Consider the following 12,955-nt stretch of genomic DNA (forward strand, 5'->3'; position numbering starts at 1 on the left):
ACTTTTGTCATGCAAAGTTCATCTGCCCGGCAGGCGGCTGAAACAGGAAAACCGGCAAGGGCGCGAGGCCATTGCCGGTTCGTGGTGCGGGGACCCGATCAGGGCTTAGAGCGGACGGCCGATGCCGGTGCAAGCGGTGGTGTTACCCACAGCCAGGGAGCTGCTCACCAGGAAGAAGCTGTTGCGAACAGCGGTCTTCCAGTCGTCGGTCAGCGGGATCAGCTTGTTGGCGATGATCTCGTCATCGTTGTTGGAGGCGTCGGAAAGGGTGTAGTGACGGTTGATGAAGTTGCGGATGGCAGTCTGGTCGGCGCTGTCCTTGTAGCACTGGCTGAACACCAGGTTGGTGTAGCCGACGATCTTGTAGCCGCTGGCGGGGTTGGCCAGTACCGGAACCCACTTGGAGGGGTCGGCGCGGTCAGCGGCGGTGGACGGCGGAGCGATGGTGCTCAGCGCGGTGGTGACGTTGCCGATGGTGGGCAGCAGGCCGTTGACCTTGGCCACTACGGCGTTGTTGGTGGCATCGACGTCTTCCGGGCCGACGTAGCCGATGGCGCCTTCGGTGGAAGCGACGGTGCTGGCCAGGTTGGCACTGCCGGTGGCAGCGATCCAGGAAGCCGGCTCGGCACCGACATTAGCGGTGGTGAAGGTGCTGTTGGCGGTGAACTTGGCCGAGCACTGGCTGTTCAGGTGACGGGTGAAGATCTCGGTGGTACCGCTGCTGCCGGCACGGTAGACGACCGTGATGGGAGTGGACGGGTAGCTGGCGTTGACCTGGTTCCAGGTGGTGATGGTGCCCGAGAAGATGTCGCACAGCTGAGCACTGGTCAGGTCCAGGTTGTTCAGCGCGGCGCCACCGGCCAGGGTCAGTTTGTAGGGGATGGTCACCGAAGTGGCGGCCGAGGGAACCTGGACCAGCGGGCCCCAGTTGGCGGCGCTGGTGGTGGGAACGGCCGGGGACTGGTGGGCGGCCTGGTAGGTGGAGATCTCGCTGGCGGACAGGATGGAATCGCTGCCGGCGTAGTCGACGGTGATGCCGGCAGCCAGGCCCAGCTTGGTGGAGTCGTTGGTCAGCACGGCGGATTTGCCAGCGCCGCTGCCCACGCCGATGTAGGCGTTGAAGCCCGACGGCAGGACGGTAGCGGTGTTGTACAGGTTCTGCGGCAGAGTGGCGCCGCCACCGACTACGGCAGCCATGGCCTGGGCGGAGCACAGGCCGGCGACGGCCATGGAAACAGCGAGAACATTGCGCTTGAACATGAAGAATCTCCTTTCATCGTGTCTGGACGTTGAGTGGTTCGCTCTTGCATCACGCTGCGGCCTGGCCCCGAGCCACATTCCCCTGCTCGTCGGTGGGCTGGCCACGAGGTAGAAGCTCTCAATTTCCGGTGACAGAGAAAGGAAAAAACCTCGGGAGCCTGTACGGATTTTTTCCAGTACTTCTCGGGAGTTAACGAAACTTTCCTGACATGTCGGCCAGTCCCTGCGGCCGTTTACGCTGGCTATGGATCACCCTCTCCCGCCATTGCTGAGCGGGGCCGTCGTTGCATGACTGAAGGATGAACCCGAGTGGCCCGGAGACGGGGCTCAGGTGTTGGCAAGGCCGGTGCCGGTCAGTGGTTTTTTGTGGGAGCGAATTCATTCGCGAAGGGGCTCGGCAGGATGAACCCGTGCCGTAGGGTGTGCCGTGCGCACCGCCGCTCGGTGCTTCCGGAAAATCCTGATGTACGGGACGAGGCTCGGCTTGTTCAGTGGGTCCCCGCGTACAGGGTGATGACGGTGCACTGAAACCTCCCTGCTCGCCTCGTCACCCTCGCGAACGCGGGGGTCCACTCGACAGACAGCTCGCTACTGCACCAGCTGGTTGATCTCGATGATGGGCAGCAGCACGGCCATGACGATGGTCAGCACCACGCCGCCCATGACAACGATCATCAGCGGCTCCAGCAACGCGGTCATGCCCATGGCGCGGCGCTCGATGTCGCGGGAGAGGGTCTGCGCGGCGCGGTCGAGCATGGGCGGCAGGGAGCCGGTCTTCTCGCCGCTGGCGATGAGGTGGATGAGGATCGGCGGGAACACGCCGCCGGCCTTGAGCGCGCTGGCCAGGCTGATGCCTTCGCGCACGGCGAGGGTGGCGTCGGCCACGCAGGCGGCCAGGCGGTCGTTGGCCAGGGTCTCGCGGGCGGCGTCCAGGGCGCGCAGCAGCGGTACGCCGGCGCTGCCGAGGATCGCCAGGGTGGAGGCGAAGCGCGCGGTGTTCACCCCCAGCACGAAGCGCCCCAGCAGCGGCAGGCGCAGCACACGGGCGTGCCAGGCCAGGCGCGCGGCGCCGTCGCGCAGGTACAGCCGCCAGCCCCAGAAGGCCCCGGCGATGCCGGCGAAGCAGAGCACGCCCCAGGCCCGCACGAAGTCGCTGGCCTGGAGCATCACCCGGGTCAGCGCCGGCAGGTCCTGGCGCGCCTGGGAGAAGGCGCTGACCACCTGGGGCACGACGAAGCCGAGGAGGAAGATGACGATGCCGATGGACACCAGCCCCACCACCGCGGGGTAGATGAAGGCGGTGAGGATCTTGCCGCGCAGGTTGTTGCGCTCCTCGATGTAGTCGGCCAGGCGCTCCATCACCTGGGCCAGGTTGCCGGACTCCTCCCCGGCGGCGATCAGCGCGCGGTAGATGTCGGGGAAGTCGCGCGGGCGCGCGGCCAGGGCTTCGGCCAGGCGCATGCCGCTGCGCACGTCGGTGCGGACCGCGCCCAGGGTCTCGGCGATGTGGCGGCGCTCGGCCTGGTCGACGGTGGCCGACAGCGCCGACTCCAGGGGCAGCCCCGCCGCCAGCAGGCTGGCCAGCTGGCGGGTGGCCCAGGCCAGGTCGCCATCGGACAGGCGCGGCGCGAGCAGGCCGCCAGCGGCGCTGCCACCGCCCTCCTCCTCGGCCAGCTCCAGGGGCGTCAGGCCACGGCTGCGCAAGAGCCCCATGGCACCGCGCGGGCTGTCGGCCTCCAGGGTGCCGCTCTCGATGCGGCCGCTGGCGTCGGCGGCTTCGAAACGGTAGCGGTTCATCAGGCGTCCCTCGTCACGCGGAGGATTTCCTCGGGCGTGGTGAAGCCGTCCCGCACCCAGCGCTCGCCGTCCTCGCGCATGCTGGCCATGCCGGCGGCGCGGGCGGCCTCGCGCAGGCATTGCTCGGCCTCGCCCTGGTGGATCAGGCGGCGGATGTCGTCGTCGATCACGAAGAGTTCGTGGATGCCGGTACGGCCGCTGTAGCCGGTGTGGTTGCAGGCGGCGCAGCCCACCGCGCGCCACTGCCCGGGAACGCCCGGGTCGGGTTCGCGGCATTGCATGCAGAGGCGGCGCACCAGGCGCTGGGCGAGCACGCCGAGCATGCTGGAGGCCAGCAGGAAGGGCTCCACGCCCATGTCGGTGAGGCGGGTGACGGCGGAGACGGCGTCGTTGGTGTGCAGCGTGGCCAGCACCAGGTGGCCGGTGAGGGAGGCCTGCACGGCGATCTGCGCCGTCTCCAGGTCGCGGATCTCGCCGATCATGATGATGTCCGGGTCCTGGCGCAGGATCGCGCGCAGGGCCAGGGCGAAGCTCATGTCGATGCGCGCGTTGACCTGGATCTGGCTGATGCCCGGAAGGTCGTATTCCACCGGGTCCTCCACCGTGAGGATGTTGCTGGTGGCGGCGTCCAGCCGCGCCAGGGCGGCGTAGAGGGTGGTGGTCTTGCCGCTGCCGGTGGGCCCGGTGACCAGCACGATGCCGTGGGGCTGGTGGATCAGCCGGTCGAGCCGCTCCAGCAGCGTCGGCGCCATGCCCAGGGTCTCCAGGCGCAGGCGCCCGGCCTGCTTGTCCAGCAGGCGCATCACCACCCGCTCGCCGTGGCCGGTGGGCACGGTTGAGACGCGCACGTCGATGGGCCGCCCGGCCACCCGCAGGGCGATGCGGCCGTCCTGCGGCAGGCGTTTCTCGGCGATGTCCAGCTGCGCCATGATCTTGATCCGCGACACCAGCGCCGCGTGCAACGCCTTGCGCGGGGCGACCACGTCGCGCAGCGCGCCATCCACCCGGTAGCGCACCACCGAATGGGTCTCGAAGGGCTCGATGTGGATGTCGCTGGCCTCGTCCCGCGCGGCCTGGGTCAGCAGGGCATTGATCATGCGGATCACCGGTGCGCCGTCCTCGGTATCCAGCAGGTCGGTGACCTCGGGCATGTCCTGCAGCAGGCGGTCCAGGTCCACCTCGCTCTCGGCGGCGCCGACCACTGCCGCGGCGCTGCCGGTATCGGCGTAGGCGCTGGCCAGCAGGGTTTCCAGCTCGGCCTCGGTGACCCGCTGGATGGCCGTCGCGCCATGGCGGCGGCGCACCTCGCCAATGGCCCAGCCGGGGGTGCTGGGGCTCACCAGCAGCACCGCGCCCTCCCCCTCGCCCTGCAGCAGCAGGCGCTGGGCGCGGGCCCAGGCGTAGGGCAGCGCGCTCATGGCTGCTCGCCCGGGCGCAGCGGCACGGCGCGCATGGGCCGGGGTTGCGGGGCCGGCAGCGGCGCGGCCGGCTCCAGCGGCATGGCTTGTTCGGCCGGCGGCAGCTGCGGCGCCTGCATGTCGCTGAGGGACCACTTGCGCTCGGGCTGCAACGCGCCCTGGGCACGGCGGATGAAGTCGTAGCGGTTGAGGGTGATGCTGCGCCCCACGCCGTCGTCGCGAATGATGTAGGGCCGCAGGAACACCATCAGGTTGGTCTTGGTCCGGGCGCGGCGGTCGCTGCGGAACAGCGCGCCGATGCCGGGCAGGCTGCCGAGCCCGGGCACGGCGTCGCTGCTCTGCACGAAGCTGTCCTGCAGCAGCCCGCCGAGCACCATGATCTGCCCGTCGTCGAGGAGGATGCTGGTGTCGATGGCGCGCTTGTTGGTCACGGTGCCGGCGTCGTTGTCGGCGCGCTCGTCGACGCTGCTGACCTCCTGGTAGATGTCCAGCTTCACCGTGCCGCCCTCGGAGATCTGCGGCCGCACGTTGAGGCGCAGGCCCACCTCCTCGCGCTCGATGGTCTGGAACGGGTTGTTGCTGGTGCCGCCGCCATTGGTGACGTAGTTGCCGCTGACGAAGGGAATGGTCTGGCCGACGAAGATGCTCGCCGCCTCGTTGTCCAGGGTGAGCAGGTTGGGCGTGGACAGCACGTTGGTGCCGCCCTTGCTCTTCAGCGCGCGGGCCAGGACCTTGAGGTCGAGCACGCGGCCGATGCCGGGGATGTCCACACCACCGGAGACCTTGCCGATGCTGAGGCCGCCCGGCAGCACGTCGATGCTGTTCTTGGCGGCGGTGTTGAGGCCCGCGCCGCCGAGGTTGGCGCCGCCGATCCAGCCGTTGCCGGCCAGGTTGCCGGCCTGCCACTGGATGCCGAATTCGCTGGTGTCGTCCTCGCTGACCTCGACGATCAGGCTCTCGATCACCACCTGCGCGCGGCGCTGGTCGAGCAGGTCGATGACCTCGCGCAGGTTGCGGTACAGCGGGTCCGGCGCGGAGATCAGCAGGGTGTTGGTGGTGGTATCGGCCTGCACGGTGACGCCATTGGCGGAGAAGGCCACCGCGCCCTCCTGGCCGCCCGGCCCCTTGGCCGCCGACAGCAGGCCGCCGCCCGACTGCCCGTAGCCACCGGAGCTGCCGGCCTGCCCGTTGCCGCCGGTGGAGGTGCCGGAGCTGGTGCCGCTGCCCGTGGTGTTCTGCATGCTGCCGCCGAGGTTGCCGCCGTTGAGCTGGGCACGGCTGCCGTCGCCCTGGCCGGCGCCCTCGCCCTCGCCGGTGAGCAGGCCGCGCAGGGCCTGGGCCAGCTTGTTGGCCTGGGCGTTGCGCAGGTACACCACGTGCAGGTTGCTGGGGTTGCCCTGGGCGCTGTCGAGCTTGGCGATCAGCTGGCGGGCCAGCTCGCTGCGTTCGGGGCTGCCGGTACGCAGGATGATGCTGTTGGAGCGCGGGTCGCCGATCACCGCGACCTTCTGCGTGGCATCGTTGCCCGGGCTCTCCATCAGCTCGGCGACCATCGCGGCGATGTCGGTGGCGATGCCGTTCTGCACCGGCACCACGTCGGTGTCGATGGAGCCGGGCACGTCGATGTTGGCGATGATCGCCGCGACCCGCTCGAGGTTCTCCGCGTAGTCGGTGACCACCACCGTGTTGTTGCCCGGGTAGGCGTTGATCGGGTTGTTCGGCGAGACGATGGGGCGCAGCACCGGGATCAGGTTCACCGCGTTCTCGTACTGCAGGCGGTAGGTGCGGGTGACCATGCCATTGCCCGCCGGACGGTCGGCGGCGCTGACCGGGCCGCCGAGCAGCTTGGCGTCCGCCTCCGGCACCACCTGGCTGACGCCGCCCACCTCCACCACCGAGAAGCCCTGCATGCGCAGCGCCGCCAGGAGCATGTCGTAGGCGGTACGGGCCGGCACCTCGCCCTCGGAGACCAGGGTCAGCTGGCCCTTGACCCGGGGGTCGGCGAGGAACTGCCGGCCGGTGGCGCGCGACAGCGCACGCAGCACGGCGGGGATGTCGGCCTCGACGAAGTTCAGCTGCACCGGCTGCTCGCCCAGCCCGGTGGCGCGGGTGTCCCGGGGCGGCGTGCCGGGGTGCCGGGCGGCCTGTTGTGCGCGCTGCGCCCGCGCCACCTGCTGCTGGCGCTCGGCCTGGGCCTGGGTGCGCTCGCGTTCCACCAGGGCGTCACCCTGCCCCACCCGCGCCATGGGCCGGCCCAGCTCGCTGGCGGCAGGGATCGGCAGCGGCGGCGGCGTGCCGCCGGACTGGCTGCAGGCGGCGAGCACCGCCGCGAGGGAAATCGCCGCCCCATGCCGCAGCGGTCGCCGCAGCCCTTGTCCATCGAACCGCTTCATGAGGATTCCTTAGCGCCTGGCGCCTGTTCCATGCCGACGACGCCGGAAAGCCGGGCGTCCGTCCGTTCGCTTTCTGTCCCGCCGTCGCGCCGCAGCCGCACCTGGCGCAGCTCCAGCGGCAGGCTCGGGGTCACGCCCAGCAGCCAGTCCATCACCCCTTGCGCCGGGGCGCCTTGCAGTTCCAGCTGCCAGCGCGGACCGTCCACGTGCAGTTGGTAGTGGCCGGCCAGGCCGTTGCCATCCAGCCCCTGGCGCAACAGCGATTCCAGCGATGCGCCCGGCGCCAGGGCCGCCGGCCCCTGCACCTCGGCCAGCACCGCTTCCAGGGTCTGTGCCTGGGCACGCAGGCGCGGCAGCTCGGCCTGCCAGTGCTCGATGCGCGCCAGGGGCGGTTCGATCAGGGCGAACCACAGCAGCATCGGCGGCAGCGCGATGGCCGCCAGGCGCAGGATGCGCCGGTCGCGCGGGCCCAGCCGCTGCCAGCGCTGGCGGGCCTGGGCCCTCTGCGGGTACCAGGCGCTGCGCAGGCGTTGCAGGCGCTCATTCATCGCGGCCGGCCTCGCCACTGGGGGCGTCGCCCGGTGGCAGCGGCTTCAGGCTCCAGCCATCCGCGCCGATGGCCGCCTGCAACCCGGCCTGGGCCAGGCTCGCCTGCCAGGCCGGGTCCACCGGAGGCTTGCGGGCCCCGGCACGGGGCACCAGGCGCAGGGTCTCGCCGTCGTAGTCGAGGGATTCGAGGGTGCCCAGGGCGAACGGCATGGCGACCACGGCCTGCTGCACCAGGGCGGCGAAGCGACCGGGCCCATCCTGGCTGCCGCCGGCCAGGCGCGCGTCGCGTTGCTGGCGGGCTTGCTGCAGCGGATTGAGCACCACGGGCAGCTGCGGGAAGACCTGTTTCACCCGCTGCGACATCTGCTGCTTGAGCGCCTGCCCCTGCTGGGCCATCTGGGTGGCGTGCAGGTTGAGGCCGAGGGTCCAGACGCCAACGGCCAGGGCGCAACAGGCCAGTGCCCGGCCCCAGCGCCGTGGCCCGCGGACGGGGCCCGCCAACCCCTGCAGCAGGTTGCAGGCGGGCACCGGGCCGGTCCAGCGACGGCTGGCATCGACCGCCTCGCCCGGCAGGCCCTCGGGGACATCGCCAGGCCAGCGCGGTGCCTCGCCGCTCTCCAGCAGGCGCGGCGCGCAGTCCTCGGGCAGGGGGTGCACCCAGGCGCCCTGAACGCTCTCACGCACCAGCAACTGGCCGTCACGCAGCTGCACGCAGGCGGCTCCGGCGTCGACGCCCAGGAAGAACGGCGCGCCATACAGGCCACGGGGCTCCAGCGCGCACTGGCGCAGGCACTGCAGCAGGCGCTGCAGGCGCTCGCGCTCCAGCCAGGCCAGTTGCACCCGGCCGTCCGCCTGGCGCGGGCCGTGCACCAGGTGCAGCGCGTCGCCGCCCCCGAGCACGAGGCCATCGGCCGCACAGCGCACCGCATCGCCCAGGCGCGCGGCGGGCAGCGGCGGCAGTTCGAGGCTGGCCAGCAGGCTGTCGTCCGGGTGCAGGGTCAGCTCCACGGCCTTGCCACGGGCCTGGCGGCCGAGTTCGGCGAGGCTGGCCCGCCCCTCGCTGGCGAGGTGTCCCTGGCGATCCAGCCAGGCATGTTCCACCTGGCTGTCGGGCCCCAGGCCGGCCAGGGGCGGCAGGGCGATCCGCAGCGACGCGTTCATGCGCCCACCCGCGACCAGACGATGCGCGGCTGGCTCTCCTCGGCACGCAGCAGCAGGGCCTCCACCGGGCTGCGACGCTCGCCGGCGCGGGCCAGCCCGCGCACCAGGAACCACTCGCTGGTGATGCCGATGCGCACCCGCTCGGTGGTCAGGTCGGGCATGCGCAGGCGGTTGAGCACGTCACCGCTGTTGATGAACCACTGCCCGCGGTCGCGCTCGGCGACCAGGGCGCGGGCGCGCTCCAGGCCGAGGCCGGGCACCCGCGCGGCGATCACCTCGGCGGAGGTGGTGTTGCCATTGACCCAGGTGGGCATGGGCAGCAGCGTGACGAAGGGCGCCAGGCGCTGCAGCACGTCGGCGGGTACGCCGGGCAACCCGGCGAGGTCCTCCAGGCGGCGCAGCATGGGGCGTCTGGCTTCGATGGCGCGATCCTCTGCCTCGGGCGAGGTCAGCCGGCCGCTGTCGAAACCGCTGCCGCCGGCCGGCTCGCTGCGGGGCGGCTGTAGGCGATAGGCATAGCCGTCGATCACCCGGCGGGCGATGCGCGAGGCCACTTCCGGCGGCACGCCGAGCAGCGCGCAGAGGCGTTCGAAGGTGGCCATCTCCAGCGGGTCGAGCTGGTCGTCCTGCACCAGGTTGCGCAGGTTGAAGCGGCCCTGTTCGTCGATGATCGCGCCCTCGAAGGCGATGCCCTCGCCCAGGTTCAGGTTGCGCAGCGGCTGTGCCCAGGCCTGGTCGAGACGGGTGGCCGCCTCGCGCAGGCGCGCCTCCCAGAGCCGCTGGCGGCTCCACTCCAGGGCACCTCGCGCGGCCCAGGCGCCCTGCAGGCGCTGCTGCTCGCTCTCCACGGCGCGGGTGATGCGCGCCTGGCGGGCGATCATGCCGGCGGCGATGACCGCCACGACGGTCGCGATCAGCAAGGCGCTGATCACCGCCATGCCGCGCTGGCTGGCCAGGGGATGCACGGCGCGGCCTACAGCTGCCAGGAGCCGATGTCGGCATTGACGCCCTCGCCCTCGGGCTGGCCGTCGGCCCCCAGGGAGAAGATGTCCACCTCGCCGTTGGCGCCGGGGTTGAGGTAGTTGTAGGGGCGGCCCCAGGGGTCGTTGGGCAGGCGCTCGAGGTAGGAGCGCCAGTTGCTCGAGGTGGCGTTCGCCGGGCGTTCCACCAGCACCTTCAGGCCTTCGTTCTGGCTCGGGTAGCGGCCCTGGTCGAGGCGGTAGAGCTTGAGCGCCTGCATCAGCCCGGCGATGTCCTGGCGCGCGGCGGTGGCACGGGCCTGGTCGGGGCGGTCGAGCACCTTGGGCACCACCATGGCGGCGAGGATGCCGAGGATCACCACCACCACCATGATCTCGATGAGGGTGAAGCCCTGCTGGCCATTCCGGCCGCGAACCGGGGAGCTGAACCGCGCGATATCCATCTCGACACTCCTTGGGTCTGCCTCGGCCCGCTCCGTGGAGGCGGGCCCGTCCTGTCGACCCGGATTGTTCCAAGCGCATATGTCACTGGTATTGAAAATCCTCGGGAGGATTTCCCCCGCGCCCCGCCACGACGCCCGTGGCATGGGGGGCTGCGCGCCGGCGGGCCCGCGTTTGCGGGCGCCGTCCTCCGGTGTTTCCGTCAGCGTTTCGTCAGACGCCGGCGCTAGGCTGGAGCCTTCTTCCCCGCCCCGTGACCCGCCCATGCGCAAGGCCCACGCAACGCCGCGGCAAGCGGCCGGTTTCACCCTGATCGAAGTGCTGGTGGCGCTGGCCATCGTCGCCGTGGCCATGTCGGCGGCGGTGCGTGCCGCCGGGCAGATGACCCAGGCCGACAGCTTGCTGCGCGACCGCTCCATCGCCCTGCTGGCGGCCCAGTCGCGCCTCGCCGAGCTACGCCTGGAGGGGCTGCCGGGTGTCGGCCGCAAGGTGCTGGACTGTGATCAGGGGCGCCTGCGGTTGAGCTGCGAGCAGCGCGTCACCCCGCTGGGCGACCTGCTGCAGCTGAGCCTGCGCGTGCACGACCGCGAACGTGGCGGCCCGCCCCTGGCGCGCCTGGAAACCCTGGTGGCGCGCGACCTACCGCAGGTGACGCCGTGAACTCAGCGCAACGAGGGCAGCGGCGGCGCGTCGGGCAGGCGGGCGATGGACAGGCGCTGGGTTTCGCCACCCCGGGCGATGATCACCGCGTCCCGTTCGATGGCGTCCAGGCGTACGCCCTCCCCCAGGCTCTCGCCAGCGAGGAAGGCGCGGGGCGGCGCGTCGTCCACCGCGAGGATGGCCACGGCGCCACGCTCCCCGGCGAACAGCCCGGTGAGGCGCACGTCCAGCTGGCTGGCGCGGCTGGCGAACCATTGCGCCGCATCCCGGGCGGCGGCAGGCGCCGGCTGCGGGGCCTGGCCGAGCGCCTGGGCCTGCTGGGGCCCGGGGTCGCCCAGCAGCAACCCCCAGGTGACCAGGCCCGCCAGGGTCGCCGCCAGTGCGGTGCCCTGGACCCATGCGGCGGGGTTGAAGCGGCTGACAAGGCGCATGCGACGGTTCTCCGGAATGTCCTGGCGCCGACGCTAACAGCCGATCTTCACGGTTTTATGTCATCTCCTCCCGAGTGTGCCGGGCACGCGCAACGGGGGTTCACCCTGATCGAGCTGATGGTGGTGCTGGTGATCGTCGGCATCGCCACGGCGGCGGTGAGCCTGAGCATCCGCCCCGACCCGGCGCGCCTGCTGCGCGAGGACGCCAAGCGCCTGGCGCTGCTGTTGCAGAGTGCCCAGGACGAGGCCCGCGCCGACGGCCGCGCCATCGCCTGGCAGCCGGACGCACGCGGCTACCGCTTCCTGCGCCTGGAAGATGGCGGCGCCGATGCGCGGGTGTTCGCCGGCGACCCGCAGCTGCGCCCGCGTACCTGGCAGGTGAGCCCGCTGGACGTGCGCCTGAGCAGCGGGCGCTGGCTGCTGATCGACGCCGAGTGGATCGGCGAGCCGGCGCGCATCGAGCTGTCGGATGGGCACAATAGCGTCAGGGTCGTGCGCGAGCCGTCCGGCCGCATCGAGGTGCAGTGATGAGGGGCCAGCACGGTTTCACCCTGATCGAGGTGATGGTGGCGATCCTGCTGATGGCCCTGGTTTCGCTGGTGGCCTGGCGCGGCCTGGACAGCGTGAGCCGCAGCGACGCGCACCTGCAGGCAACAGCCGAACGCAACGATGAGCTGCTGCGCGCGCTCAACCAGTTGCAGCGCGACCTGGCCCAACGCGCCACCACCGAGTTGCTGGAGCCCCTGCGCCCGGATGCCGATGCCGACGCGCTGCCGGTCCGTTCCGGGCCGCCGGCCCTGGTGCTGCGCGGTGGCGGCAACGGGCCGCCGCGCCTGGAGCTGGTCCGCGTCGCTCCGTCCCGCCCCGGCCTGCTGCTGCGGGTGCGCTGGTGGGTGGAGGGCGACACCCTTTACCGCGCCGCCTCCAGCGCCGGCTCGCGCTACCCGCTGCCGGCACCCGGCCAGGGCGTGGCGGTGATGAGTGGCGTGAGCGATTTCGACCTGCGCACCTGGCGCCCCGGCAAGGGCTGGACCGCACTCACCGGCACCCCGGTGGAGAACCCCCAGGGCCTGGAACTCACCCTCACCCGCCAGACAGCGCAAGGCACCGAGCATTACCGCCAGGTGATGGGGCCGTTCCCGTAGGAGCGAATTCATTGGCGATGGAATGACCGGCCGCTCGCAGCCTTGTGCTGGCTGCGGGTCTTTCGCGGCTGAAGCCGCTCCCACAACTTGGAGCCGTACTGGCGCGGATGCAGGTTGGGTTGAGGCACGAAGCCCAACGCAGCAGAGCCGAGCCCCGCACCGTTGGGCCTCGCTGCGCTCGGCGCCAACCTTCGGCCTGCAGCCCGGGCTACCGCCCCTTGTGGGAGCGAATTCATTCGCGATGGAATGTCCGGCCGCGCGAAACCTTGTGCCGGCTGCGGGTCTTTCGCGGCTGAAGCCGCTCCCACGAATTGGAGCCGTCCTGGCGCGGATGTAGGTTGGGTTGAGGCACGAAGCCCACCGCAGCAGAGTCGGCCCCACATCGTTGGGCCTCGCTGCGCTCGGCGCCAACCTACGGCCTGCAGCCCGGGCTACCGCCCCTTGTGGGAGCGAATTCATTCGCGATGGGATGTCCGCCCGCGCGAAACCTTGTGCCGGCTGTGGACCTTTCGCGGCTGAAGCCGCTCCCACAAATTGGAGCCGTACTGGCGCGGATGCAGGTTGGGTTGAGGCACGAAGCCCAACGCAGTGTGTAGGGTGGATGGCGCTTCACCCATCCACCATCGAGGCCCGGTGAAACACCGCTGGTGGAGGTGAAAAGCGACCTCCACCCTACGCAAACCTCGCCCTTGCGCCCGGCCCGACCTCTCACCGTTGGGC

Annotated in this window: 12 protein-coding genes; 3 read left to right on the forward strand and 9 right to left on the reverse strand. The window is 71.1% G+C overall.

The window, feature by feature from the left end; genetic code table 11:
- Positions 1-105: 105 nt before the first annotated feature.
- From HSX14_RS16360 to gspG, 8 genes are all read right to left on the reverse strand, one after another.
- Entirely contained in the window at positions 106-1,260 is a 1,155-nt protein-coding gene (locus tag HSX14_RS16360) for a substrate-binding domain-containing protein (protein WP_173180188.1), read from the reverse strand.
- A gap of 588 nt (positions 1,261-1,848) precedes the next feature.
- On the reverse strand, positions 1,849-3,057 hold the full coding sequence (gene gspF / locus HSX14_RS16365) for a type II secretion system inner membrane protein GspF (RefSeq protein ID WP_173180190.1): 1,209 nt from the start codon (positions 3,055-3,057) through the stop codon (positions 1,849-1,851).
- Positions 3,057-4,475, reverse strand: coding sequence for a type II secretion system ATPase GspE (gene gspE, locus HSX14_RS16370; protein WP_173180192.1), 1,419 nt, complete (start codon positions 4,473-4,475; stop codon positions 3,057-3,059). The genes gspF and gspE overlap by 1 nt, the downstream gene beginning before the upstream one ends.
- On the reverse strand, positions 4,472-6,868 hold the full coding sequence (gene gspD / locus HSX14_RS16375) for a type II secretion system secretin GspD (protein WP_173180194.1): 2,397 nt from the start codon (positions 6,866-6,868) through the stop codon (positions 4,472-4,474). The genes gspE and gspD overlap by 4 nt, the downstream gene beginning before the upstream one ends.
- Complete coding sequence (gspM, locus tag HSX14_RS16380) at positions 6,865-7,416, reverse strand: type II secretion system protein M (RefSeq protein ID WP_173180196.1); 552 nt, start codon at positions 7,414-7,416, stop codon at positions 6,865-6,867. The genes gspD and gspM overlap by 4 nt, the downstream gene beginning before the upstream one ends.
- A complete protein-coding gene (gspL, locus tag HSX14_RS16385) occupies positions 7,409-8,578 on the reverse strand; it encodes a type II secretion system protein GspL (RefSeq protein WP_173180198.1) in 1,170 nt (389 codons plus the stop codon). Before gspL ends, gspM begins: the two co-directional genes overlap by 8 nt.
- The gene (gspK, locus tag HSX14_RS16390) at positions 8,575-9,516 is read right to left on the reverse strand and encodes a type II secretion system minor pseudopilin GspK (protein ID WP_173180208.1); all 942 of its coding nucleotides are present in this window, start codon (positions 9,514-9,516) and stop codon (positions 8,575-8,577) included. The genes gspL and gspK overlap by 4 nt, the downstream gene beginning before the upstream one ends.
- Before the next feature lie 35 nt (positions 9,517-9,551).
- Entirely contained in the window at positions 9,552-10,001 is a 450-nt protein-coding gene (gspG, locus tag HSX14_RS16395) for a type II secretion system major pseudopilin GspG (RefSeq protein ID WP_173180200.1), read from the reverse strand.
- 262 nt (positions 10,002-10,263) lie between these two features.
- Between gspG and gspI the strand changes: the two genes are divergently transcribed.
- Entirely contained in the window at positions 10,264-10,659 is a 396-nt protein-coding gene (gene gspI / locus HSX14_RS16400; protein WP_173180202.1) for a type II secretion system minor pseudopilin GspI, read from the forward strand.
- Between the two features lie 2 nt (positions 10,660-10,661).
- On the opposite strand, the gene HSX14_RS16405 is transcribed toward gspI, so the two are convergent.
- On the reverse strand, positions 10,662-11,090 hold the full coding sequence (locus tag HSX14_RS16405; RefSeq protein WP_173180204.1) for a type II secretion system protein N: 429 nt from the start codon (positions 11,088-11,090) through the stop codon (positions 10,662-10,664).
- 57 nt (positions 11,091-11,147) lie between these two features.
- Here HSX14_RS16405 and gspH point away from each other — a divergent pair, with 57 nt between their 5' ends.
- The gene (gene gspH, locus HSX14_RS16410) at positions 11,148-11,618 is read left to right on the forward strand and encodes a type II secretion system minor pseudopilin GspH (protein ID WP_175384263.1); all 471 of its coding nucleotides are present in this window, start codon (positions 11,148-11,150) and stop codon (positions 11,616-11,618) included.
- Positions 11,618-12,235: a PulJ/GspJ family protein gene (locus HSX14_RS16415; RefSeq protein ID WP_173179613.1), complete on the forward strand. Its 618-nt coding sequence runs from the start codon at positions 11,618-11,620 to the stop codon at positions 12,233-12,235. The genes gspH and HSX14_RS16415 overlap by 1 nt, the downstream gene beginning before the upstream one ends.
- Positions 12,236-12,955: the final 720 nt, after the last annotated feature.

This window comes from Pseudomonas tohonis (assembly GCF_012767755.2).
In the GTDB taxonomy this organism is placed as follows: Bacteria; Pseudomonadota; Gammaproteobacteria; order Pseudomonadales; family Pseudomonadaceae; genus Metapseudomonas; species Metapseudomonas tohonis.